This is a genomic window from Stenotrophomonas sp. YJH_SMC_25 (assembly GCF_059369595.1).
The window spans coordinates 374,921-397,071 of the sequence record NZ_JCAFSV010000001.1 but is presented as its reverse complement, the minus strand read 5'-3'; the positions used below and the strand labels follow the sequence as shown (position 1 = coordinate 397,071).

The 22,151-nt window shown below is 66.2% G+C and carries 20 protein-coding genes and 1 tRNA gene; 17 read left to right on the top strand and 4 right to left on the bottom strand.

The genetic code is table 11. The annotated features are described in order from the left end of the window. Positions 1-36 precede the first annotated feature (36 nt). From trpB to glmM, 5 genes are all read left to right on the top strand, one after another. A complete protein-coding gene (trpB, locus tag AC5P7E_RS01930) occupies positions 37-1,254 on the top strand; it encodes a tryptophan synthase subunit beta (RefSeq protein ID WP_197589611.1) in 1,218 nt (405 codons plus the stop codon). After that, positions 1,251-1,931, top strand: a complete 681-nt coding sequence (locus AC5P7E_RS01925) for a hypothetical protein (RefSeq protein WP_099473472.1) — start codon at positions 1,251-1,253, stop codon at positions 1,929-1,931. Before trpB ends, AC5P7E_RS01925 begins: the two co-directional genes overlap by 4 nt. Position 1,932: 1 nt before the next feature. After that, complete coding sequence (trpA, locus tag AC5P7E_RS01920; protein ID WP_049397010.1) at positions 1,933-2,742, top strand: tryptophan synthase subunit alpha; 810 nt, start codon at positions 1,933-1,935, stop codon at positions 2,740-2,742. A gap of 350 nt (positions 2,743-3,092) precedes the next feature. Beyond that, on the top strand, positions 3,093-3,968 hold the full coding sequence (accD, locus tag AC5P7E_RS01915) for an acetyl-CoA carboxylase, carboxyltransferase subunit beta (protein ID WP_005410473.1): 876 nt from the start codon (positions 3,093-3,095) through the stop codon (positions 3,966-3,968). Next, entirely contained in the window at positions 3,968-5,329 is a 1,362-nt protein-coding gene (gene glmM, locus AC5P7E_RS01910) for a phosphoglucosamine mutase (RefSeq protein WP_049397008.1), read from the top strand. Before accD ends, glmM begins: the two co-directional genes overlap by 1 nt. Positions 5,330-5,500: 171 nt before the next feature. Here glmM and galE read toward each other — a convergent pair whose 3' ends face one another. The 4 genes from galE to AC5P7E_RS01890 all read right to left on the bottom strand — a co-directional run bounded on the left by galE (position 5,501) and on the right by AC5P7E_RS01890 (position 10,504). Further along, the gene (galE, locus tag AC5P7E_RS01905; protein WP_049397007.1) at positions 5,501-6,541 is read right to left on the bottom strand and encodes a UDP-glucose 4-epimerase GalE; all 1,041 of its coding nucleotides are present in this window, start codon (positions 6,539-6,541) and stop codon (positions 5,501-5,503) included. A gap of 68 nt (positions 6,542-6,609) precedes the next feature. Beyond that, positions 6,610-7,467 (bottom strand): polysaccharide deacetylase family protein, encoded by an 858-nt coding sequence (locus AC5P7E_RS01900; RefSeq protein ID WP_005410470.1) that lies wholly within the window; start codon positions 7,465-7,467, stop codon positions 6,610-6,612. After that, complete coding sequence (locus tag AC5P7E_RS01895; RefSeq protein WP_065183947.1) at positions 7,460-8,605, bottom strand: glycosyltransferase family 4 protein; 1,146 nt, start codon at positions 8,603-8,605, stop codon at positions 7,460-7,462. The genes AC5P7E_RS01900 and AC5P7E_RS01895 overlap by 8 nt, the downstream gene beginning before the upstream one ends. Before the next feature lie 18 nt (positions 8,606-8,623). Then, a complete protein-coding gene (locus tag AC5P7E_RS01890) occupies positions 8,624-10,504 on the bottom strand; it encodes a DUF3413 domain-containing protein (protein WP_012480882.1) in 1,881 nt (626 codons plus the stop codon). A gap of 153 nt (positions 10,505-10,657) precedes the next feature. Between AC5P7E_RS01890 and AC5P7E_RS01885 the strand changes: the two genes are divergently transcribed. From AC5P7E_RS01885 to nuoH, 12 genes are all read left to right on the top strand, one after another. Further along, on the top strand, positions 10,658-11,635 hold the full coding sequence (locus tag AC5P7E_RS01885; protein WP_005410467.1) for an isopenicillin N synthase family dioxygenase: 978 nt from the start codon (positions 10,658-10,660) through the stop codon (positions 11,633-11,635). Positions 11,636-12,397: 762 nt separating this feature from the next. Next, entirely contained in the window at positions 12,398-13,153 is a 756-nt protein-coding gene (tpiA, locus tag AC5P7E_RS01880) for a triose-phosphate isomerase (protein WP_005410466.1), read from the top strand. A 31-nt stretch (positions 13,154-13,184) separates the two neighbouring features. Next, a complete protein-coding gene (secG, locus tag AC5P7E_RS01875) occupies positions 13,185-13,622 on the top strand; it encodes a preprotein translocase subunit SecG (protein WP_005410465.1) in 438 nt (145 codons plus the stop codon). 51 nt (positions 13,623-13,673) lie between these two features. Beyond that, a tRNA-Leu gene (locus AC5P7E_RS01870) sits at positions 13,674-13,758 on the top strand. 111 nt (positions 13,759-13,869) lie between these two features. After that, the gene (locus AC5P7E_RS01865; protein ID WP_005414075.1) at positions 13,870-14,226 is read left to right on the top strand and encodes an NADH-quinone oxidoreductase subunit A; all 357 of its coding nucleotides are present in this window, start codon (positions 13,870-13,872) and stop codon (positions 14,224-14,226) included. Continuing rightward, complete coding sequence (locus tag AC5P7E_RS01860) at positions 14,217-14,771, top strand: NuoB/complex I 20 kDa subunit family protein (protein WP_005410463.1); 555 nt, start codon at positions 14,217-14,219, stop codon at positions 14,769-14,771. The genes AC5P7E_RS01865 and AC5P7E_RS01860 overlap by 10 nt, the downstream gene beginning before the upstream one ends. A gap of 33 nt (positions 14,772-14,804) precedes the next feature. Further along, positions 14,805-15,554, top strand: coding sequence for an NADH-quinone oxidoreductase subunit C (locus tag AC5P7E_RS01855; RefSeq protein ID WP_005410462.1), 750 nt, complete (start codon positions 14,805-14,807; stop codon positions 15,552-15,554). After that, on the top strand, positions 15,551-16,858 hold the full coding sequence (locus tag AC5P7E_RS01850; RefSeq protein WP_014037950.1) for an NADH-quinone oxidoreductase subunit D: 1,308 nt from the start codon (positions 15,551-15,553) through the stop codon (positions 16,856-16,858). Before AC5P7E_RS01855 ends, AC5P7E_RS01850 begins: the two co-directional genes overlap by 4 nt. Positions 16,859-16,955: 97 nt before the next feature. After that, positions 16,956-17,483, top strand: a complete 528-nt coding sequence (nuoE, locus tag AC5P7E_RS01845; protein ID WP_005410460.1) for an NADH-quinone oxidoreductase subunit NuoE — start codon at positions 16,956-16,958, stop codon at positions 17,481-17,483. Between the two features lie 4 nt (positions 17,484-17,487). Beyond that, positions 17,488-18,828 carry an NADH-quinone oxidoreductase subunit NuoF gene (gene nuoF, locus AC5P7E_RS01840; RefSeq protein WP_010486436.1) on the top strand — a complete coding sequence of 447 codons (1,341 nt, stop codon included), beginning with the start codon at positions 17,488-17,490 and terminating at the stop codon, positions 18,826-18,828. Further along, a complete protein-coding gene (nuoG, locus tag AC5P7E_RS01835; RefSeq protein ID WP_043035584.1) occupies positions 18,825-21,059 on the top strand; it encodes an NADH-quinone oxidoreductase subunit NuoG in 2,235 nt (744 codons plus the stop codon). The genes nuoF and nuoG overlap by 4 nt, the downstream gene beginning before the upstream one ends. Beyond that, positions 21,056-22,150, top strand: a complete 1,095-nt coding sequence (gene nuoH, locus AC5P7E_RS01830) for an NADH-quinone oxidoreductase subunit NuoH (RefSeq protein ID WP_114618697.1) — start codon at positions 21,056-21,058, stop codon at positions 22,148-22,150. The genes nuoG and nuoH overlap by 4 nt, the downstream gene beginning before the upstream one ends. Position 22,151 lies beyond the last annotated feature (1 nt).

Genomic DNA, 22,151 nt, shown 5'->3' with positions numbered 1-22,151 from the left:
TAGAGTATCCACCTGTCTGAACCACCGGTCGTATCCATGTCTGCCTCCCCCATTGCCGACTATCACGCCTTCCCGGATGCCCAGGGCCACTTCGGCCGCTATGGCGGCAGTTTCGTTGCCGAAACCCTGGTCGGCCCGCTGCAGGAACTGGCCCAGGCCTATGACCAGGCGCGCCAGGATCCCGCATTCCAGCTGGCCTATGACCGCGATCTGGCGCACTACGTGGGCCGGCCGAGCCCGATCTATCACGCCCAGCGCCTGAGCGATCACGTCGGTGGCGCGCAGATCCTGCTCAAGCGCGAGGACCTGAACCACACCGGCGCGCACAAGATCAACAACACCATCGGCCAGGCCTTGCTGGCCGCGCGGATGGGCAAGAAGCGCATCATTGCCGAGACCGGTGCCGGCCAGCATGGCGTGGCCAGTGCCACGGTTGCCGCGCGGCTGGGCCTGGAATGCGTGGTGTACATGGGCGCCACCGACATCGAGCGGCAGAAGATCAATGTTTACCGCATGAAGCTGCTGGGCGCGACGGTGGTGCCGGTCACTTCCGGCTCGGCCACCCTGAAGGACGCACTCAACGAAGCCATGCGCGACTGGGTGACCAACGTGCAGGACACCTTCTACATCATCGGCACCGTGGCCGGCCCGGATCCGTATCCGCGCATGGTCCGTGACTTCAATGCCATCGTCGGCCGCGAAGCGCGTGAGCAGATGCTGGCCGAATACGGCCGCCTGCCCGATGCGATTACTGCCTGTGTGGGCGGCGGCAGCAATGCGATCGGCCTGTTCCATGCCTTCCTCAACGACCGCCAGGTCGAGATCGTCGGCGCCGAAGCCGCCGGGGATGGCATCAACACCGGCCGTCACGCCGCGTCGATCGCTGCCGGTCGCCCGGGTGTGCTGCACGGCAACCGCACCTATGTGCTGTGCGACGACGACGGCCAGATCATCGAGACCCACTCGGTATCAGCCGGCCTGGACTATCCGGGCGTCGGCCCGGAGCACGCATTCCTGGCCGATACCCGTCGCGCACGCTACCTCGGCATCACCGACGAGGAAGCGCTGCAGGCCTTCCATCTGCTGGCGCATACCGAAGGCATCCTGCCGGCACTGGAGTCCAGCCATGCGTTGGCGCAGGCGATCAAGCTGGCGCGCGAGCGACCGCGTGACCAGATCGTGCTGTGCAATCTGTCCGGCCGTGGCGACAAGGACGTGCACACCATCGCTGCGCGCGAAGGGCTGGTGCTGTGAGCGCGCGGCTGCGGAACAGCGGCGTGCTGCTGCTGGCGCTTGGGCTGGCCGCGTGCCAGCCGCCGGAGCCACCGGTACTGGCGCCGGCCGCCAAGGCCACCACGCAGCCGGCGCAGCAGCCCGCCGCCAATGATGACCTCGACCCGATGGCGCGCACGCCGATCGACGATCCGCCGTCTGTGGACGATACCGACAGCGATGACGCACCAGCGGTGGCCTCGGTGGCGCTGGACCATGCCGGCGAGGTATTGATCGGGCAGCACATGACCGATCTGAAGGCCTTCGGGCCGTGGACGGCACAAGGGGCTGTCGAAGCCATCGGCGGTAGTTGCGAATACTACGACGGCAAGGGGCTGCCGCCCGGCGTGTCGATGATGACCGATGAAGATCGGGTGGTCCGTTTCGACCTCGGCCTGGATCCGGAAAGTGGGGCGCCGACCCAGCAGCCAGGTCCATTCGGCCTGCGCGTCGGCATGACCCGCGCCCAGGCGATTGCCCGGTTCCCGAAGCCGCCTGTGTCCAGCCCGCATGCCTACGATGGTGAGCAGGGCGAGTATCTCACCTGGCAGGACCCGGGCTCGGCCCTTGGCATCCGGGTGGAACTGTTTGAAGGGAAGGTCATCCAGATGTACTGGGGGACCAGTGATGCGATTGAACTGATTGAAGGATGTGCCTGAGATGCCTGTATCCCGACTCGATGCCTGTTTCCAGCGCCTGCGCGAGCAGCAGCGCAAGGCGCTGATTCCCTTCATCACTGCCGGTGATCCCTCGCTGGAGGCCACCGTGCCGGTCATGCACGCGCTGGTTGAGGCCGGTGCCGATGTGATCGAGCTGGGCGTGCCGTTCTCCGACCCGATGGCCGATGGCCCGACCATCCAGCGCAGCTCCGAGCGCGCGCTGGCACGGGGGGCTGGCAGCCGCTACGTCCTGCAGGCCGTGGCGCAGTTCCGCGAGCGCGACGCGCAGACCCCGGTGGTGCTGATGGGCTACCTCAACCCGGTGGAGATCCATGGCTACGCGGCCTTCGCCAAGGCCGCCGTCGACGCAGGCGTGGACGGCGTACTGCTGGTCGACCTGCCGCCGGAAGAAGCGGGTGAAGCGCAGCAGGCCTTCGATGCAGCCGGCTTGGCACTGGTCCTGCTGGCGTCGCCGACCACCAGCGAAGCGCGGGCCGACAAGCTGCTGGCGCTGGCCCGTGGCTATCTCTACTACGTCAGCTTTGCCGGTGTCACCGGCGCGTCCGAACGCCTGGACAGCGATGCCGCCAGTGCCCGCCTGCAGGCCCTGCGCGCGCGCGCTTCAGTGCCGGTGGTTGCTGGCTTCGGCATCAAGGACGCCGCCAGTGCTGCGGCGATGGCGCGCCAGGCCGATGGCGTGGTGGTTGGCAGTGCGCTGGTGGCGGTGCTGGCCGAAGCGGGCTCGGCTGAAGAGGCCGCGCAGCGCGCTGGAGCTTTCCTGGCCCCGCTGCGGCAGGCGCTGGACGCGTAACGGTCGTGCCGGCCGCCGGCCGGCATCTTCCTGACGGCCACATGCAAGTGCTGCCGGCCAGCGGCCGGCACTACCCATGGGTCTGCACGTAGGGGCTGCCGGCCAGCGGCCGGCACTACCCATGGGTCTGCACGTAAGGGGCTGCCGGCCAGCGGCCGGCAGTACCCATGGGTCTGCATGTACGAGCTGCCGGCCAGCGGCCGGCATGACCCAGCACCTAAACGTACGTCCCAGCATGGTTTTTTCCGGCGGCTCCGTGGCCGGCAAGGGGGTGCACGGGCAGGGAAAGCGGAGCTAGACTGTCCGCCTTTGCGGCCCTCGGGCCGCCCTGAACGGAAGTGTCCTCCCGCATGAGTTGGCTCAGCAAGTTGATGCCGTCCGGCATCCGCACCGACAACACCCCCAGCAAGAAGCGCAGTGTCCCCGAGGGCCTGTGGGAAAAGTGCAGCAACTGCGGCAGCGCGTTGTACCGTCCGGAACTGGAAGAGAACCTGGAGGTCTGCCCGAAGTGCGGCCACCACATGGCGATCCGCGCGCGTGCGCGCCTGGCCGCCCTGTTCGACGCCGACAGCACTACCGAGATCGGTGCGCGCCTGGGGCCGACCGACCTGCTCAAGTTCAAGGACCAGAAGAAGTACAGCGAGCGCATCAAGATCGCGCAGAAGAACACGGGTGAGTACGACGCGCTGATCGCCATGCGCGGTCTGCTCAAGGGCCGTGCACTGGTGGCCTCGTCGTTCGACTTCGCCTTCATGGGCGGCTCGATGGGCTCGGTGGTGGGTGAGCGTTTCGCGCTGGCCGCCGAAACCGCAGTCGAAATCGGTGCCCCCTACGTGTGCTTCTCGCAGAGTGGCGGCGCGCGCATGCAGGAAGGCCTGTTCTCGCTGATGCAGATGGCCAAGACCTCGGCCGCACTGGGCAAGCTGCGTGAAGCGGGCCTGCCGTACATCTCGGTGCTGACCCACCCGACCACCGGTGGCGTGTCGGCCTCGTTCGCGATGCTGGGCGACATCAACATCGCCGAGCCGCAGGCGCTGATCGGCTTCGCGGGTCCGCGCGTGATCGAGCAGACCGTGCGCGAGAAGCTGCCGGAAGGCTTCCAGCGTTCGGAGTTCCTGCTGGAACACGGTGCCATCGACCAGATCTGTGACCGTCGCGAGATGCGCGACCGCCTGTCCGATCTGCTGGCAATGCTGGGCCGTCAGCCGGCGCCGGAGGTGGCTTGATGGGAGGCCGCAAGTACTTCGGTACTGACGGCATCCGTGGGCGGGTCGGCCAGGGCGTGATCTCGGCCGACTTCGTGCTGCGCCTGGGCAACGCCCTGGGCCGTGTCCTGGTCGCCCAGCGCGGCCAGGACGGGCGCCGGCCGATCGTGGTGATCGGCAAGGACACCCGCATTTCCGGCTACATGTTCGAAGCGGCGCTGGAAGCCGGCCTGGTCGCTGCCGGCGCCGACGTGCAGCTGCTGGGGCCGATGCCGACCCCGGCGGTGGCGTTCCTGACCCGCACGCTGGGCGTGGACGCCGGCATCGTCATCAGCGCTTCGCACAACCCGCATTACGACAACGGCATCAAGTTCTTCTCCGCCCAGGGCGAGAAGCTCGACGACGCCACCGAACTGGCCCTGGAAGCGGCGCTGGACGTTCCGTTCACCACCGCCGAATCGGAGAAGCTGGGCAAGGCGTCGCGCGCGCGCGAAGCGGTCGGCCGCTACATCGAGTTCTGCAAGGCCAGCGTGCCGCGCGCGTTCGACCTGCGTGGCGTGCGCCTGGTGCTGGATTGCGCACACGGCGCCACCTACCAGATCGCACCGCTGCTGTTCCGCGAACTGGGCGCCGAGGTGATCGGCATCGGTGCCGAGCCCAACGGCGTCAACATCAACGCCGGTGTGGGTTCCACCCATATCGACAACCTAGCGGCCAAAGTCCGCGAGACCCGCGCCGATCTCGGCATCGCCTTCGATGGTGATGGCGACCGAGTGCTGATGGCCGACGACCAGGGCAACCCGGTCGACGGCGATGACCTGCTGTACATCCTGGCCCGCGCCTGGAAGGACGAAGGCCGCCTGCGCGGCCCGGTGGTCGGCACGCTGATGAGCAACTATGGCGTGGAGAAAGCTTTCGCCGATCTGCAGATCCCGTTCGTGCGCAGCAACGTTGGTGATCGATACGTGCACCAGGCGCTGGTCGAAGGCGGGGGCGTGCTTGGCGGTGAGGCCTCGGGCCACCTGCTGTGCCTGGACCGGGCGACCACCGGCGACGGTATTGTCAGTGCCCTGCAGGTACTGGTGGCACTGCGCAACGGCGGCCAGACCCTGCGCCAGGCGCTGAAGGGTTTGGAGCGGGTGCCGCAGAAAACGGTCAACGTGCGGTTGGGCAATGTCTCGGCCAAGGCCACGGTGCAGGCCGCCAGTGTGCAGGCCGCGCTGGCGGCCGCGCAGCAGTCGGTGGCCGGCCGCGGTCGCGCGTTCCTGCGCCCGTCGGGTACCGAGCCGGTGGTGCGGGTTACCGTCGAAGCCGATGACGCCACGCTGATGCAGGAGACACTCGATCGCTTGTCCGCTGCGGTGCGCGAAGCCGCTGCCTGAGCAGCGTGGCAATACCGCGTGTTGCACCCGACATGGCCGCGTTTGCGGCCATGTTTTTTTCTGGTAGGGGGGGGACTCAACCGTGCGCGACCCGCGATCGCGTTCAGCTGCGGCTGCGCACCTTGTGACGCGTCGTGTACGGGCGTTTCCGACCGCTGGGTCCTGCCCGCATCAGCGCGCGGGCAGGTGCTCTGGCATTGCACCTTGTGCGGTGCGTGACATCGCCCGCTGCCACTTCCAGGTGTCCCGGCACATGTCGGTGAGATCGTGACGCGCCTTCCAGCCCAGCTCGCGCAGCGCCAGCGAGGCATCGGCGAAGCTGACCGCGATGTCGCCATCGCGCCGCGGTACGATGCGGAACGGAACCCGCACGCCGGTGGTGAGTTCGAAGGCCTGGATCAGTTCCAGCACGCTGTGGCCCTGGCCGGTGCCAAGGTTGAGGGTGATGCTGCGCCGCTGGTCGCGAAGGAACTGCAGGGCCAGTACGTGGGCGCTGGCGACGTCCTGCACATGGATGTAGTCGCGCACGCCGGTACCATCATGGGTCGGATAGTCGTCCCCGAAGACCTGGACCTCCGGCAGCAGCCCGGCGGCGACCTGCGCGATGTAGGGCATCAGGTTGCTCGGCGTGCCATGCGGAAGCTCGCCGATCAGCGCGCTGGCGTGGGCGCCGACCGGGTTGAAGTAGCGCAGCGTCGCAATATGCAGGTCCTGGCCCGTTGCCGCCAGGTCGGCAAGCAGCTGCTCGACCACCAGCTTGGTGCGCCCATAGGGCGTCATCGCACAGGTTGAAGCGGTCTCGGCCACCGGGCAGTGGTCCTGGTTGCCGTACACCGTTGCCGAAGAGCTGAAGACCAGCAACTGCACGCCTGCATCCTGCATGGCACCGAGCAGGGCAATCGAACCGCTGATGTTGCTGTCGAAATACTGCAGTGGAATCTTCTGGGATTCGCCCACGGACTTGAGCGCTGCGAAGTGCAGTACGGCATCGATCGCGTGCTCCTGCATCAAGGCGGCCATGCGCGGCCGGTCCCGGATGTCAGCCTGCACGAACACCGGTGCCGTGCCGGTGATCCGTCCGATGCGCTCGACCACGCTGGCGTCGCTGTTGCACAGCGAGTCCACGATGACCACGCAGTGCCCCTGCTGCTGCAGCTCCACGCATGCATGCGAGCCGATGTAGCCAGCACCGCCGGTCACCAGTACGTTCATTGCCTTCACTGTTCCTTTGAGTCCATTCGAAAAACGGGTGCTGCCGCGATCAAGATGAACGTGGCCTCCTAAGGGCCAGGCACCATCTTCTTCTGCCGCGCCTTGAAGCCGTTGAAGATCGGCGCGATCAACGGGTTGTAGCTCCATGCGATGCGCTTGCGCAGCCAGCTGGCCGGCCGGTTGCGGATCGCGAAGCGATAGATCCGCTCCGGATCGCCGCCAATCACGTTGCGGCCGAAGGGATGGGTGGTGTGCAGGTAGCGGAAGCCCTGTTCGCGTGCCACTTCGATGTAGTCATCGTCGAAGTCACCATAGGGCCAGCACAGCGTATCGGAGACTTCGCCGAGCTTCTCCAGCAGCGTCTGCTTCGCCATGGCCAGGTCGCCGCTGATGCCTTCGCGGCGCTGCGCACGGTCCAGGTCATCGCGCTTGAGCCAACGGGTGTGGCTGTGGGTATGGCAGTGGACCTCGAACGTGCCGGCTTCGATTGCCGCACGCGCTTCGCTCCAGCGCATCATCACTTCGTCGCTGCGGCCCTGCTTGTAGATCAGGTCCTCGCAGGCGCGATGTTCCGGCGTGGCCGGCAGCTCGGCGCCTTCGATGCCTGCATGCGGGCGGATCGGACCTTCGTGCATCCAGCCGGTGACCACGAACACCACCGCATGCATGCCGTATTTCTGCAGGATCGGATGGGCGTAGACCCAGTTGTCCAGGTAGCCGTCGTCGAACGTGATCACGATCGATTTGCGCGGCACCGGCTTCCCGGCGAGAAAGCCGGCGTACTGGTCCAGCGTCAGCGAGGTCCAGCCGGTCCGTGCGAGCCAGGCGATCTGGCTCTCGAAGTTCTCCGGGGATACGGTGATCATTCCCGGCGAGTTGCTGACATGGTGGTGCATCAGCACCGGTACGGTTCTGGCGTTAGCCATGACCCAGCTCCTTCAACCATTGGAGGTAGTAGTTTTCAGTGGCCTCTCCGTGGCCGGCCGCGCTGAACTGCTTGGCGCTGCGGATCCAGTCCCAACCGGCGCGGCCCATCTGCCGGCGACGTTCCTGATCATCCACCAGCAGCCGCAACGCACCAGTGAGGGCGGCGTCATCACCCAGCCGGGTGAGGATGGCATTGCTGCCTTCCACCACCATTTCAGGCACGCCGCCAACGCGATGCGAGACGATCGGCAGTGCCGCCTGCGCCGCCTCGAGGAACACGGTCCCCGAGGCTTCCTTGTGGGTGGCCAGGGCGAAGATGTCGAAACCGGCCATCAGCCGGTGTGCGTCGCTGCGGAAGCCGAGCAGGTGCACCTGGCGCTCCAGCCCGAGTTCGCTGCGCAGGGCCTGCAGGCGGCCCATGACCGGCTCGCCGTCGCCGACCACGGCCAGGTGCAGGTCGGGATTGGTCTTGCATAGTGGCGCCATGGCGCGCAGCAGCTCGGCATGGCCCTTGGGCTCGCGCAGCACGGCCACGCAGCCGACCACGATGTCGCGCTCGGCGAAACCGAGTTCGGCGCGGACCTGTGCGCGGGTGGCCTGCAGGTTCTCCCAGGGATCGCCCTGCTCGGTCATGCCCCAGCGCGGCGGCGTCGCCATGGGGGGCACGATGCCGATGTGCTCGGCGGCAATGCCGCGGTCGACCAGCAGCCGCTTGACGAAATCGCTGACGGTGATGATCCGGTGCGGAAGACCGGTATAGGTCAGCAACGAATTGACCGGACTCATCAGGTGGCGCGAGCGCACCACCAGTGGCGTGCCGCCCAGGCGTGCGCCGGCCGCGGCGATCAGTGCGTCGCGGCGGCTGGTGGTGTTGACCACGTCGTAGCGTTCGCGGCGTACCAGGCGTGACACCGACCAGATGCCGCGCAGCAGCCGTGCCAGGCCGCCCATGCGCAGAGTATGCACAGTGAAGCCATCGTCGCGCGCGAGCTGGGCCAGGCGGGCATCGGGCTGGCACAGCAGCGACACCTGGTGCCCACGCGCACGCATCACCTGCATGTGGCGGAAGATGTAGATCTCCTGGCCGCCCATTCCCCGGGCAGCTTCGGTATGCAGGATCCGCAGCGAGCGTTTCATGGAATCCATCCTCTGTGGTCAGCGGTTGCGGAAGCGGGTCAGCGCTTCCCATGCGGTACGGACGGCGCCGGCATCCGGGGCCTGGCGCGGCAGCGGGCGGTAATGCAGGTCAAGCGCCGTCGCATTGCCGAACTTGTCGAACACGTAGATGCCATTGCCATGGCGGACGGCGCGTTGTGACCAGCTTTCCACCACCAGTGCGCGCTCGCCTGCGGGTTCGGCCAGCAGATCCTGGCCGGTGCTGAAGTCGCTCAGTGCGTTCTCGCAGCCCAGGGCGTGGCGCATCAACGTCGGCACCCAGTCCTCATGTGAACTGGTGCGTGTCTCATGGCCGCTGGCCTGGCCGGGCCAGTGCAGCACGAACGGTACCTGCAGCTGGTAGTCGGAGAAGTTGCCGTTGTGGCCCCAGTAGTTCAGCTTCAGGTCGTTGAACTCCTCGGCGTGGTCGCCGGTGACCAGAACGATGGTGTTCTGATCCAGGCCCTGCGCGCGCAGATCGTCCAGCAGGGTGCCGACGAGGCTGTCGGCGTAATGCACGGCGGTCCGGTAACGGTTCAGTTCCGGGGCCGGGTCGTGGTCCGGACCGAACCTGAGGAAGTCGATTTCCTGCGCCATCGGGGTCGCCAGCGGCGGGTAGCCTGCGGGCATGTGGTAGGGCGCATGGGTGGAATCGAGGAAGACGAAGCCGAACCACGGCGTGTGCGCTGCCTGGCTTGCACGGATGTCCTTCTGAAGCGAGGCTACGATGCTGCTGTCACGGCCTTCCGAACCCAGGCCGGGCGGGCCCTGGTGCAGCTGGTCGCGGACGTCCGCAAATGCAGTGCGGTCGAATTCCGGGCTGTACATCGGCGCGCTGCCGTACAGATGCAGGTCGTACCCCTGCTGGCCCAGCACCTTGAACAGCTGTGAGCCGCGCTGTTCGTCAAGCATGCTTTGCCAGTAGCCGCCCGGCAGGCCGTAGAGCAGGCCGAACAGGCCATAGCGGGTGGCGTTGCCCGTGCTGAAATGGCGGTCGTAGACACGAGCGGAGGCCGCCAGTGCCGAGGTGTTCGGCATGATCTGCGGAGTAAGCGCATCGTGGCGCAGCGATTCCAGCACGACCATCAGTACATTGGGCCGCTGTGGGCTCTGGCAGCGCAGTGGCTGCAGCGGATACAGCAGCTGCGCATGGCGAGGATCGGGCAGGCCGACCTGCTGTTCACTGACCACGCCCAGCCTGCGCATGAAGCTCTTGGCGGTGATCGGCTGGGCCCAGGGCAGGTAGTTCCACTGGGCAATCACGTCACGGTCGCCGCGTGCGTCGTAGTAGGCGGTGGCCACCTGGCCGCTCGCCATCAGCAGGGCGACCACCGCCCAGGCCTGCAGCACCCTGCGCCGGCGGGGCGCGGCCGGCAGCAGCTTCCAGCACGCCCAGGCCAGGATGCCCTCGGCGGTGAAAATGGCCGCCACCAGCAGGCCGACCTGCACCCAGGTCTTCCACGACAACGCAACCTGGTCCTGCAGGGCGCCGCCGAACACCATGTTCAGGACCATGGCATTGAGGTGGAAGCGGTACAGGGTGAACACCTTGGCGTCGACCAGCAGCAGGCACAACCACAAGCCCTGCAGCAGTACCGCACTGATGTTCAGCGTGCGCGCGCTGCGCGGCCACAGGCCCAGCAGCAGTGGCAGCGCGCCGGCCAGCGCGCCGAAGGCGAGCAGGTGCCCGGGCAGGGCAATCGCGAGATAGGCCAGGCCCTGGTGGCCGCCCGGGTTGTCGTACAGCGGCACGTTGCCGAGGGTGATCATCGTCGCCAGCAGCGCATTGCCCAGAACGAACAGGGACCACCACGCAAGCCGGCGCCAGCGAAGGGCAGGGCCCGCAGAGGGAAGAGCGATGGCGGCTGGGGCGTCGGGCATGGTGCGTCGGGTCGGGGAGGCGCGGTCGGGGCTTGCGCTGCCAACGTGATGGATTCGTTAAATTGTGCGCAGGTCGCGCATTGTATCGATTTGTTTCCGAGGATCGAGTAGCGTCCGCCGGGTGATCTGTCACAATGTTCAGGCGGGCCATGAATGCGCAGGCCCCCCAGACCCAATGACAAGCCAGGAATTGCTGTGAGCCAGATCCCCACCCTCGACATCACCCGTTTCGACAGCGACCGCGAGGCCTTCGTGGCCGAGCTGGGCGCGGCCTACCGCCAATGGGGATTCGCGGGCATCCGCAACCACGGCATTCCGCAGGCCGACATCGACGCGGCCTACGATGCCTTCAAGGCCTTCTTCGCGCTGCCGGAAGAGGTCAAGCGCAAGTACCACGTGGCCGGCAGCGGCGGCGCCCGCGGCTATACCCCGTTCGGCGTGGAAACCGCCAAGGGCTCCAAGCACTTCGACCTGAAGGAGTTCTGGCACATCGGTCGCGAGATCGCCGACGACTCCAAGTACCGTGACGTGATGGCGCCGAACCTGTGGCCGACCGAGGTCGAGGGCTTCCGTGAGCGCGGCTACGGCCTGTACCAGGCGCTGGACAACCTGGGTTCGCGCGTGCTGTCCGCGCTGGCCCTGCACATCGGCCTGCCGGAAGACTTCTTCGCCGACAAGACCAACTTCGGCAACTCGATCCTGCGCCCGATCCACTACCCGCCGATCACCACCGACGACATCCCGAACGTGCGTGCCGGCGCGCATGGCGACATCAACTTCATCACCCTGCTGGTCGGCGCCAGCGCCGCGGGCCTGGAGGTGCAGTCGCATGAGGGCGAGTGGGTGCCGTTCACCTCGGACGCGGACACCATCGTGGTCAACATCGGCGACATGCTGCAGCGCCTGACCAACCATGTGTACCCGTCGACGATCCATCGCGTGGTCAACCCCCCGGGCGAGCTGGCCCGCCAGCCGCGTTACTCGGTGCCGTTCTTCCTGCACCCGAACCCGGATTTCCTGATCGACGTGCTGCCCTCGTGCATCACCCCGGAGAACCCGAGCCGGTACCCGGAGCCGATCACCGCCCACGGCTTCCTCGAGGAGCGCCTGCGCGAGATCAAGCTGAAGTAAAGAAAAGTGAGGCCGCCGAAAGGCGGCCTTTGTCTTTGCAGGGTTGCACCCTGCACCCGCGGCAGTGCCGGCCGCTGGCCGGCAAGTCCAAAGCCAAAGCGGCTCTGGGTTTCTGCGTGTTGGGCGGGGCGGTGTGGGTTGGCAGGACACGCCGCGAACCCCCAGGCCGGCCCAGCCGCTGGCGGCTGGGCGTTCGGGCGCTTGCGAAGCGGTGCTTCGCAAGCAAAGCGCCCTCACCCCTGGGGGCTCGATGGCGCCATCCATGGCGCCAACGGTCCTGCCAACCCACACCTCCCCGCCTTCGACAGTTTCCCGGTGACGGTTGGTGGGTGTCGACCTTGGTCGACACGGTAGATCCACGCCTTGCGTGGATGAGATCTGTCGGATCGAAGTGGGGTAGGGGTTGGTCCAGCCGGCAGCAACCCGGAATGCAGCTTTTGCCTTTGCTCTTGCTCTTCTTTTTTCTTTCCGTGGCGGGCGGAACCGCCGGACTGTGTCAGAGGCCGGGCGGGTGGGGATGGCGGGGGTGTCCGCGGCATGGATGCCGCGGCCAAGCCCCCAGGGACGGGTTTACGGCGTCCCCCGGCATCCTCACCCGCCCGGCCAATCTCACCAATCCAACCGGTGATACGCGACCAACCCGCCCCCCGCCACGAGGGGCTGCGCCGTTGGCTGAAAATCCATGTAACCGCTTACAAGGAAACGGATTTTTGCCGCAGCGGGTATCATGACCGGCTGACTTCACACAGGAGCCACCCGCTCATGCGCCGCAAGATCGTCGCCGGAAACTGGAAGCTGCATGGCAGCCGTCAATTCGCCAATGAACTGCTGGGGCAGGTGGCTGCCGGGCTGCCGCTGGAGGGGGTGGACGTGGTGATCCTGCCGCCGCTGCCGTACCTGGGCGAGCTGGTCGAGGACTTCGGCGAGACCGGCCTGGCCTTTGGCGCGCAGGACGTGAGCAGCAACGAGAAGGGCGCCTACACCGGCGAGGTCTGCGCGGCCATGCTGGTCGAGGTCGGGGCCCGCTATGGCCTGGTCGGCCATTCCGAGCGCCGCCAGTACCACCACGAGAGCAGCGAGCTGGTCGCGCGCAAGTTCGCCGCCGCCCAGCACGCCGGCCTGGTGCCGGTGCTGTGCGTGGGCGAGACCCTGGAACAGCGCGAGGCCGGGCAGACCGAAGCGGTCATCGCCAGCCAGCTGGCACCGGTGCTGGAGCTGGTCGGCGCGGCCGGTTTCGCCCAGGCCGTGGTCGCCTATGAGCCGGTCTGGGCCATCGGTACCGGCCGTACCGCGACCAAGGAGCAGGCACAGCAGGTGCACGCGTTCATCCGTGGCGAAGTCGCGCGTATCGATGCTAGAATCGCTGATTCACTGCCCATTGTTTACGGCGGTAGCGTGAAGCCCGACAATGCCGGGGAACTGTTCGCGCAGCCGGATGTCGATGGTGGGCTGGTCGGCGGCGCCTCCCTGGTGGCCGCGGACTTCCTGGCCATCGCAAGGGCGGCGGCCGCGAACTAATCCTAGAAGTATTGTCCGAGGGCGGTTTCCAATGCTGATGTTGATCCTCAATGTCGTCTACGTGCTGGTCGCTGTGGCCATGATCGCGCTGATCCTGATGCAGCGTGGCTCGGGTGCGGCGGCGGGTTCGGGCTTTGGTGCCGGCGCCTCGGGTACGGTGTTCGGTGCGCGTGGCGCCTCGAACTTCCTGTCCAAGTCGACCAAGTGGCTGGCTGTCGTGTTCTTCGGCATCAGCCTCTTCATGGCCTGGTATGCCGGTCATGGCAGCCGTCCGGCGGCCGACCAGGATCTGGGCTTGATGTCCGCCCCGGCGGCGGTCGCTCCGGCGGCTCCGGCGGGCGAGCTGCCGGCCGTCCCGAAGGCTGATGCGGTCCCGGCCGCCCCGGTTCCGGCCGCGAATGTGCCGGCTCAGGCGGAATCTTCGGTTTCTGGTGAAGAAAAGCCTTCGGAAGGCTCCCAGAAACACTGAAGCCGGTTACAATACGCGGCGCATCGGGAAGATAGTCTGATGTGATCGTTTGCCCAGGTGGCGGAATTGGTAGACGCACTACCTTGAGGTGGTAGCGACTTAGGTCGTAGGGGTTCGAGTCCCCTCTTGGGCACCATTTGTAAGTAAAGCGGGTTCGCCTGGCGCGCAAGGCGCCAGGTAGATTCCCGTCCACTCCCCCATGCCAAAGCGCCTGCAGGCGCAGCGGCAGAGGCAAGAGAGAATCGCTGTGCTGGCCGAATATTTGCCGTCTCTGCTGTTTCTGATCGTTGCCACCGGTATCGGCATTACGCTGATGCTGGTTGGTCGATTCCTCGGTCCCCGCCGCCCCGATCTGGAAAAGCTGTCGCCGTACGAGTGCGGCTTCGAGGCCTTCGAAGACGCGCGCATGAAGTTCGACGTGCGCTACTACCTGATCGCGATCCAGTTCATCGTCTTCGACCTGGAAATCATCTTCATCGTGCCGTGGACCCAGGTCTTCATGGAGCTGGGCGCGCGTTCGCTCGTCACCATGGGCCTGTTCGTCGGCATGCTGTTCCTAGGTTTCATTTACGTCTGGAAGAAGGGAGCGCTGGAATGGGAGTGATTCAGACTCTCGATGGCCTCATGAACAACCCCACGCCGGAAGGCCGGGTTGATGACATCCTGCGGCCGGAAGGCGACAACCCGCTGCTGGAAAAGGGCTTCGTCACCACCAGCGTCGATGCACTGCTGAACTGGGCGCGCACCGGCTCGATGTGGCCGATGACCTTCGGTCTGGCCTGCTGCGCGGTCGAGATGATGCACGCCGGCGCCGCGCGCCTGGACCTTGACCGCTATGGCGTGGTGTTCCGCCCGTCGCCGCGCCAGTCCGACGTGATGATCGTGGCCGGTACCCTGGTCAACAAGATGGCCCCGGCGCTGCGCAAGGTCTACGACCAGATGCCGGACCCGAAGTGGGTCATCTCGATGGGTAGCTGCGCCAATGGTGGCGGCTATTACCACTACTCCTATTCTGTCGTGCGCGGCTGTGATCGCGTGGTGCCGGTGGACGTCTACGTCCCGGGTTGCCCGCCGACCGCCGAGGCGCTGGTGTACGGGATCCTGCAGCTGCAGAAGAAGATCTGGCGTACACAGACCATCGCCCGCTGACCCCTTCACCTGACAAGAGCGCGCCAAGCCCCCATGGCAGAGCAAGCATCCTTCATCGACCGACTCTCCGCACGTTTCGCTGGTGCGAAGGTCATCGTGGTCGAACCCCGCGGCGAAGTGACGCTGGAAGTGCCTGCCGCCGAGTGGCACGCCACCGCCCTGGCGCTGCGTGACGAGTTTGGTTTCGAGCAGGCCGTGGATCTCTGCGGCGTCGATTACCTGGGTTATGGCTCCGACGAATGGGACACCGCCGACGTGTCCTCGCAGGGCTTCAGCCGTGGCGTCGAAGGCAAGGCCCAGGGCCGTTTCGCGTGGGGTGAGTTCCCCACCGAGGAAAACGGTGCCGACGGTGCCCGCCCGCAGCACATGCCGACCCAGCGTTTCGCCGTGGTCGCCCAGCTGCGCTCGTACCAGCACAACCTGATGATGCACCTGCGCTGCTTCGCCCCTGACGAAGCACTGCCGGTGGTGTCCTCGCTGACCGGCATCTGGCCGGGCCTGAACTGGTTCGAGCGCGAAGCGTTCGACCTGTACGGCGTGATCTTCGAAGGCCACCCGGACCTGCGCCGGATCCTGACCGACTACGGTTTCGTCGGCCATCCGTTCCGCAAGGACTTCCCGCTGATCGGCAATGTCGAAGTCCGCTACGACGAAGAAAAGAAGCGCGTGATCTACGAACCGGTCACCTCGGTGGAGCCGCGTGTCGGCGTGCCGCGCGTGATCCGCGACGACGCCCGTCTGCAGACCGCAGAAGGTGAGCGCGCGCAGGAGGCAGTGAAGTGAGCCACGTACACCAGGCCGGCGAAGCATTCGCCAGCAACGCCGCCGAAAGTCGGCAGGAAATCCGCAACTACACCATGAACTTCGGCCCGCAGCATCCGGCCGCTCACGGTGTGCTGCGCCTGATCCTGGAAATGGACGGTGAAACCATCATGCGCGCCGACCCGCACGTGGGTCTGCTGCACCGTGGTACCGAAAAGCTGGCCGAGTCCAAGCCGTTCAACCAGTCGATCGGTTACATGGATCGACTGGATTACGTGTCGATGATGTGCAACGAGCACGCCTACGTGCGCGCGATCGAGACCCTGATGGGCATCGAGGCGCCGGAGCGTGCGCAGTACATCCGCACCATGTACGACGAGATCACCCGCATCCTCAACCACCTGATGTGGCTGGGCTCCAACGCGCTCGACCTGGGTGCGATGGCGGTGATGCTGTACGCCTTCCGCGAGCGCGAAGAGCTGATGGATTGCTATGAAGCAGTCTCCGGCGCACGCATGCACGCGGCGTACTACCGTCCGGGCGGTGTCTACCGCGACCTGCCGGACCACATGCCGAAGTACAAGGAGTCGCGCTGGCACAAGGGCAAGGCGCTGAAGCAGCTCAATGCTTCGCGCGAGGGCTCGCTGCTGGACTTCCTGGAGAACTTCACCGTCGAGTTCCCCAAGCGCATCGACGAATACGAAACCCTGCTGACCGACAACCGTATCTGGAAGCAGCGTACCGTCGGCATCGGCGTGGTGACGCCGGAACTGGCGCACCAGTGGGGCATGACCGGCGTGATGCTGCGTGGCTCGGGCGTGGCCTGGGACCTGCGCAAGAAGCGCCCGTACGCCAAGTACGATGCCGTCGATTTCGACATCCCGCTGGGCAAGGAAGGCGACTGCTACGACCGCTACCTGGTCCGCGTTGCCGAAATGCGCGAGTCCAACCGCATCATCAAGCAGTGCGTGGCGTGGCTGAAGGCCAACCCGGGCCCGGTGATGGTGAAGAACTTCAAGGTCGCTCCGCCCAAGCGCGAGGACATGAAGGACGACATGGAAGCGCTGATCCACCACTTCAAGCTGTTCAGCGAAGGCTACTGCGTGCCGGCCGGCGAGACCTACTCGGCGGTGGAAGCCCCGAAGGGCGAATTCGGCTGCTACCTGGTCTCCGATGGCGCCAACAAGCCGTTCCGCGTGCACCTGCGTGCGCCGGGCTTCGCCCACCTGTCCTCGATCGATTCGATCGTGCGCGGCCACATGCTGGCCGACGTGGTGGCGATGATCGGCACCTACGACCTGGTGTTCGGCGAGGTTGACCGGTAATGCCGTCCGCCACGCCAACGCCCGCTGCAGGCAGCCGGCGCAAGCCGGCGCCGCAGTTTCTGGAATTTCACGTTATGCATTTCGCTGAGGTCGGCCGATGAAGGCGACAGGTAATTTCGAGGCGGCGCGCGACGTCGACCCGATGGTGGTGCTGAGCGACAAGACCCGCGCTCACATCGATCACTGGCTGTCCAAGTTCCCGCCGGACCGCAAGCGCTCTGCCGTGCTGCAGGGCCTGCATGCGGCCCAGGAGCAGAACCAGGGCTGGCTGACCGACGAGCTGATCGCCGGCGTGGCCAAGTACCTTGATCTGCCGCCGGTGTGGGCCTACGAGGTCGCCAGCTTCTACTCGATGTTCGAGACCGAGAAGGTCGGCCGCAACAACGTGGCCATCTGCACCAACATCAGCTGCTGGCTCAATGGCGCCGAGGACATCGTGCGCCATTGCGAGAAGAAGCTGGGCATCAAGCACGGTGAATCGACCCCGGACGGCCGCGTCTACCTCAAGCGCGAGGAAGAGTGCCTGGCTGGCTGCGGTGGCGCGCCGATGATGGTCATCAACGGTCACTACCATGAGCGTCTGACCCTGGAAAAGGTCGACGAGCTGCTGGACGGGCTGGAGTAAGGGCATGGCACATCACCACGAATCCAAGGGTCCGGTCGGCCCCGCGCCGCTGCCGCACCAGGTGGTCTATACCACCCTGCATTACGACACCCCGTGGTCGTACGAAAGCTACCTGAAGACCGGTGGCTACGCCGCCCTGCGCAAGATCCTCGAAGAGAAGATCCCGCCGGAGCAGGTCATCGAGATGGTCAAGGCCTCGGGCCTGCGCGGCCGCGGTGGCGCAGGCTTCCCGACCGGCCTGAAGTGGTCCTTCATGCCCAAGGGCAACATGCAGAAGTACATCCTCTGCAACTCGGACGAATCCGAGCCGGGCACCTGCAAGGACCGCGACATCCTGCGCTACAACCCGCATTCGGTGGTGGAAGGCATGGCGATCGCCTGCTACGCCACCGGTTCGACCGTGGGTTACAACTACCTGCGCGGTGAGTTCCACCACGAGCCGTTCGAGCACTTCGAGCAGGCCCTGGCCGACGCCTATGCGAACGGCTGGCTGGGCAAGAACATCCTCGGCAGCGGCGTGGACATCGACATCTACGGCGCGCTGGGCGCCGGCGCGTACATCTGCGGCGAAGAAACCGCGCTGATGGAATCGCTGGAGGGCAAGAAGGGCCAGCCGCGCTACAAGCCGCCGTTCCCGGCCAATTTCGGCCTGTATGGCAAGCCGTCGACGATCAACAACACCGAAACCTATGGTTCGGTGCCGGCGATCATCCGCAACGGTCCGGAGTGGTTCAAGGGCCTGAGCCTGACCGCCAACGGCGGTCCGAAGTGCTTCTCGGTGTCCGGCTGCGTGCAGAATGGCGGCAACTTCGAAGTGCCGCTCGGCACCAAATTCCACGACCTGCTGGAAATGGCCGGTGGCCTGCGTCCGGGCCGCACGCTGAAGGGCGCGATCCCGGGCGGCGTGTCGATGCCGGTGCTGACCGCGGCCGAGCTGAAGGACCTGCCGATGGACTACGACACCATCCGCGCGCTGGGCTCCGGCCTGGGTTCGGGCGCGATCGTGGTGCTCGACGACAGCGTCTGCTGCGTCAAGTTCGCCTGCCGCATCAGCCAGTTCTTCCACAAGGAATCCTGTGGCCAGTGCACCCCGTGCCGTGAGGGCACCGGCTGGATGCACCGCGTGCTGGAGCGCATCGTCGCCGGCAAGGCCACGATGGAAGACCTGCACCAGCTGAAGGCGGTGGCCGGCCAGATCGAAGGCCACACCATCTGTGCGTTCGGTGAAGCGGCTGCATGGCCCATCCAGGGCTTCCTGCGCCAGTTCTGGGACGAATTCGAGTACTACATCGTCAACGGTCATTCGATGGTTGACGGCAAGAAGGTGGAGGCAGCCGCCGCATGAGCGCGCAACCCGTAAACCCGAACGTGCCACCGGATCACGTGACCATCGAAATCGATGGCAAGTCCCTGGTCGTGCCCAAGGGTTCGATGATCATCCAGGCGGCCGACAAGGCCGGCATTTCGATTCCGCGCTTCTGCTACCACGAGAAGCTGCCGATCGCCGCCAACTGCCGCATGTGCCTGGTGGACGTGGAAAAGTCGCCGAAGCCGGCGCCGGCCTGCGCCACTCCGGTGATGGATGGCATGAAGGTCGCCACCCGCAGCGAGAAGGCACTGAAGTTCCAGCGCTCGGTGATGGAGTTCCTGCTCATCAACCACCCCCTCGACTGCCCGATCTGCGATCAGGGCGGCGAGTGCGAGCTGCAGGACGTGTCGCTGGGCTATGGCCGTTCGGTCAGCCGCTTCAACGAGCGCAAGCGCGTGGTGCCGGATGAGGACATGGGCCCGCTGGTCGCCACCGAGATGACCCGCTGCATCCAGTGCACCCGCTGCGTCCGCTTCACCGCCGACGTCGCCGGTACCTACGAACTGGGTGGCATGTACCGCGGTGAGAACCTGCAGATCGGTACCTTCGACGGCAAGCCGCTGACCACCGAACTGTCCGGCAACGTCGTCGACGTCTGCCCGGTCGGCGCACTGACCAACAAGGTGTTCCAGTTCCGCGCCCGCCCGTGGGAACTGACCGCGCGCGAGTCGCTGGGTTACCACGACGCGATGGGTTCGAACCTGTTCCTGCACGTGCGTCGCGGCGAAGTGCTGCGCACCGTGCCGCGCGACAACGAAGCGGTGAACGAGTGCTGGCTGTCCGACCGTGACCGCTACTCGCACCAGGGCCTGTACAGCGAAGACCGTGCGGTCAAGCCGCTGCGCAAGGTCAATGGCGAGTGGAAGGAAGTGAGCTGGACCGAAGGCCTGGCTGCTGCCGCCGAGATCCTCAAGGCCAACCAGGGCGACAACCTGGGCGTGCTGGTGCACCCGTCCACCTCGAACGAGGAGGGCGCGCTGCTGGCCCGCCTGGCCAAGGGCCTGGGCTCGAGCAACATCGACCACCGCATCAACAACCGCGATTTCTCCGACGCCGCAACCGCCGAAGTGTTCGGCCTGCCGCTGGCCGAGATCGAAGGCGCCGACCGCATCGTCGTTCTGGGCAGCAACATCCGCCACGAACTGCCGCTGCTGCACGCCCGCCTGCGCAAGGCGCAGACCACCAAGGGCGCGAAGATCCACGTCGTCAATCCGGTGGACTTCGACTTCGCTTTCAGCATCGCCGGCAAGCAGATCGTCGCGCCGTCGAAGTTCGTCGACGCGCTGGCCAGCGCCGAGCTGCGTTCGGCCGTGCAGGGCGGCAACAACACCGTGCTGATCGTTGGTGGCATCGCCGAGAACCACCCGCAGGCTGCCGCCATCCGCGCCGCCGCGCGTGACTTCGCCGCCGCCACCGGTGCCAAGCTGTGCCGCATCCCGCAGGGCGCCAACGCCGTGGGCCTGACCCGCGCTGGCGTGCTGCCGGCCGGCAAGGACGTCGCCGCGATGCTGGCGCAGCCGCGCCAGGCCTACGTGGTGTACGGCCTGGAGCCGGGCCTGGATTTCGCCGATGCACCTGCCGCGCGCAAGGCGCTGGCCGGTGCCCAGGTGGTGGCCTTCAGCCAGTTCGCCTGTGCCTCGACCCGCGACGTCGCCGACGTGATCCTGCCGATCGGTGCGCTGCCGGAAATCGACGCCACCCTGACCAACCTCGATGGTCGCGAGCAGTCGGCCCGTGCCGGCGGCAAGCTGCCGGGCGAGGCCCGTGAAGGGTGGCGCGTGCTGCGCGCACTGGGCGGCGACATGGCGCTGGCCGGTTTCGACTTCACCGACCTGGCCGGCCTGCGTGCCAGCCTGGCCCCAGTGTCGGTCACCGTTGCCGCTTCGGCGCAGCCGGTGGTTGCCGGCGAAGGCCTGGAAGTGGCTTCGACCGCCGCGATCTACCGCACCGATGCGGTGGTCCGTCGCGCCCCGGCGCTGCAGTCGCATCCGCTCAACAACGCCCCGCGCATCGTGCTGAACGCTGAAGATGCCGCTCGCCTGCAGCTGCAGGAAGGGCAGATGGCCAAGGTCGGCACCGATGCCGGCAAGGCCACCCTGCCGGTGGTGGTCGACGCCCGCGTCGCTGCGGGTTCGGTCTGGATTGAATCGGGCCACGGCGCGACCGCGCCGCTGGGTGCCGCTCGCGTAACGGTGGTGGCTGCATGAACGAATTGCTGTTGAACGCGGTCGACCCGCTGCACCAGTGGCTGCTGGGCCTCGGTGACATCGGCGCGCTGATCTGGATCATCCTGAAGATCCTGGTGATCACCGTTCCGGTGATCATCTCGGTGGCCTTCTACGTGGTCTGGGAACGCAAGCTGATCGGCTGGATGCACGTCCGCCACGGCCCGATGTACGTGGGCATGGGCATCTTCCAGGCCTTCGCCGACGTCTTCAAGCTGCTGTTCAAGGAAGTGGTCCAGCCGAGCAGCGCCAACAAGGCGATCTACCTGCTGGCACCGCTGATCACCCTGGCCCCGGCCTTCGCGGCCTGGTCGGTGGTCCCCTTCGATTCGCAGATCGTGCTGTCCAATGCCAACGCCGGCCTGCTGTACCTGCTGGCGATGACCTCGCTGGGCATCTACGGCATCATCCTGGCCGGTTGGGCGTCCAACTCGAAGTACGCGTTCCTGGGTGCCATGCGCGCCTCGGCGCAGATGATCAGCTACGAAATCGCCATGGGCTTCGCCCTGGTCGGCGTGATGATCGCCGCTGGCAGCCTGAACCTGAGCAATATCGTGATGGCGCAGGCCGGCAGCTCCGGCTTCTTCGACTGGTTCCTGCTGCCGCTGTTCCCGCTGTTCGTCATCTACTGGGTGTCGGGCGTGGCTGAAACCAACCGCGCGCCGTTCGACGTGGTGGAAGGCGAATCGGAAATCGTCGCCGGCCACATGGTCGAATACTCCGGCGGTGCCTTCGCGCTGTTCTTCCTGGCCGAATACGCGAACATGATCCTGATCAGCTTCCTGATCTCGATCTTCTTCCTCGGCGGCTGGCTGAGCCCGGTCCAGGGCTGGGTCAACTTCGGCGATGTCTCGCCGCTGGTCGACTGGATCTGGAAGGGCGGTGCACCGTGGCTGTTCGTCAAGGTGTTCTTCTTCGCCAGTGCCTACATCTGGTTCCGTGCCAGCTTCCCGCGCTTCCGCTACGACCAGATCATGCGCCTGGGCTGGAAGGTCTTCATCCCGCTGGCCATTCTGTGGATCGCGGTTACCGCCGTCATGGTGTTCTTCGGCGTGATGCAAAAGGGCGTCTAAA

What these genes read in the sequence shown, in the direction of transcription:
- trpB (WP_197589611.1), top strand. Translation starts at nt 37, where the DNA reads ATGTCTGCCTCCCCCATTGCCGACTATCACGCCTTCCCGGATGCCCAG.
- trpA (WP_049397010.1), top strand. Translation starts at nt 1,933, where the DNA reads ATGCCTGTATCCCGACTCGATGCCTGTTTCCAGCGCCTGCGCGAGCAG.
- accD (WP_005410473.1), top strand. Translation starts at nt 3,093, where the DNA reads ATGAGTTGGCTCAGCAAGTTGATGCCGTCCGGCATCCGCACCGACAAC.
- glmM (WP_049397008.1), top strand. Translation starts at nt 3,968, where the DNA reads ATGGGAGGCCGCAAGTACTTCGGTACTGACGGCATCCGTGGGCGGGTC.
- galE (WP_049397007.1), bottom strand. Translation starts at nt 6,541, where the DNA reads ATGAACGTACTGGTGACCGGCGGTGCTGGCTACATCGGCTCGCATGCA.
- AC5P7E_RS01900 (WP_005410470.1), bottom strand. Translation starts at nt 7,467, where the DNA reads ATGGCTAACGCCAGAACCGTACCGGTGCTGATGCACCACCATGTCAGC.
- AC5P7E_RS01895 (WP_065183947.1), bottom strand. Translation starts at nt 8,605, where the DNA reads ATGAAACGCTCGCTGCGGATCCTGCATACCGAAGCTGCCCGGGGAATG.
- AC5P7E_RS01890 (WP_012480882.1), bottom strand. Translation starts at nt 10,504, where the DNA reads ATGCCCGACGCCCCAGCCGCCATCGCTCTTCCCTCTGCGGGCCCTGCC.
- AC5P7E_RS01885 (WP_005410467.1), top strand. Translation starts at nt 10,658, where the DNA reads ATGCGCAGGCCCCCCAGACCCAATGACAAGCCAGGAATTGCTGTGAGC.
- tpiA (WP_005410466.1), top strand. Translation starts at nt 12,398, where the DNA reads ATGCGCCGCAAGATCGTCGCCGGAAACTGGAAGCTGCATGGCAGCCGT.
- secG (WP_005410465.1), top strand. Translation starts at nt 13,185, where the DNA reads ATGCTGATGTTGATCCTCAATGTCGTCTACGTGCTGGTCGCTGTGGCC.
- AC5P7E_RS01860 (WP_005410463.1), top strand. Translation starts at nt 14,217, where the DNA reads ATGGGAGTGATTCAGACTCTCGATGGCCTCATGAACAACCCCACGCCG.
- AC5P7E_RS01855 (WP_005410462.1), top strand. Translation starts at nt 14,805, where the DNA reads ATGGCAGAGCAAGCATCCTTCATCGACCGACTCTCCGCACGTTTCGCT.
- nuoE (WP_005410460.1), top strand. Translation starts at nt 16,956, where the DNA reads ATGAAGGCGACAGGTAATTTCGAGGCGGCGCGCGACGTCGACCCGATG.
- nuoF (WP_010486436.1), top strand. Translation starts at nt 17,488, where the DNA reads ATGGCACATCACCACGAATCCAAGGGTCCGGTCGGCCCCGCGCCGCTG.
- nuoG (WP_043035584.1), top strand. Translation starts at nt 18,825, where the DNA reads ATGAGCGCGCAACCCGTAAACCCGAACGTGCCACCGGATCACGTGACC.
- nuoH (WP_114618697.1), top strand. Translation starts at nt 21,056, where the DNA reads ATGAACGAATTGCTGTTGAACGCGGTCGACCCGCTGCACCAGTGGCTG.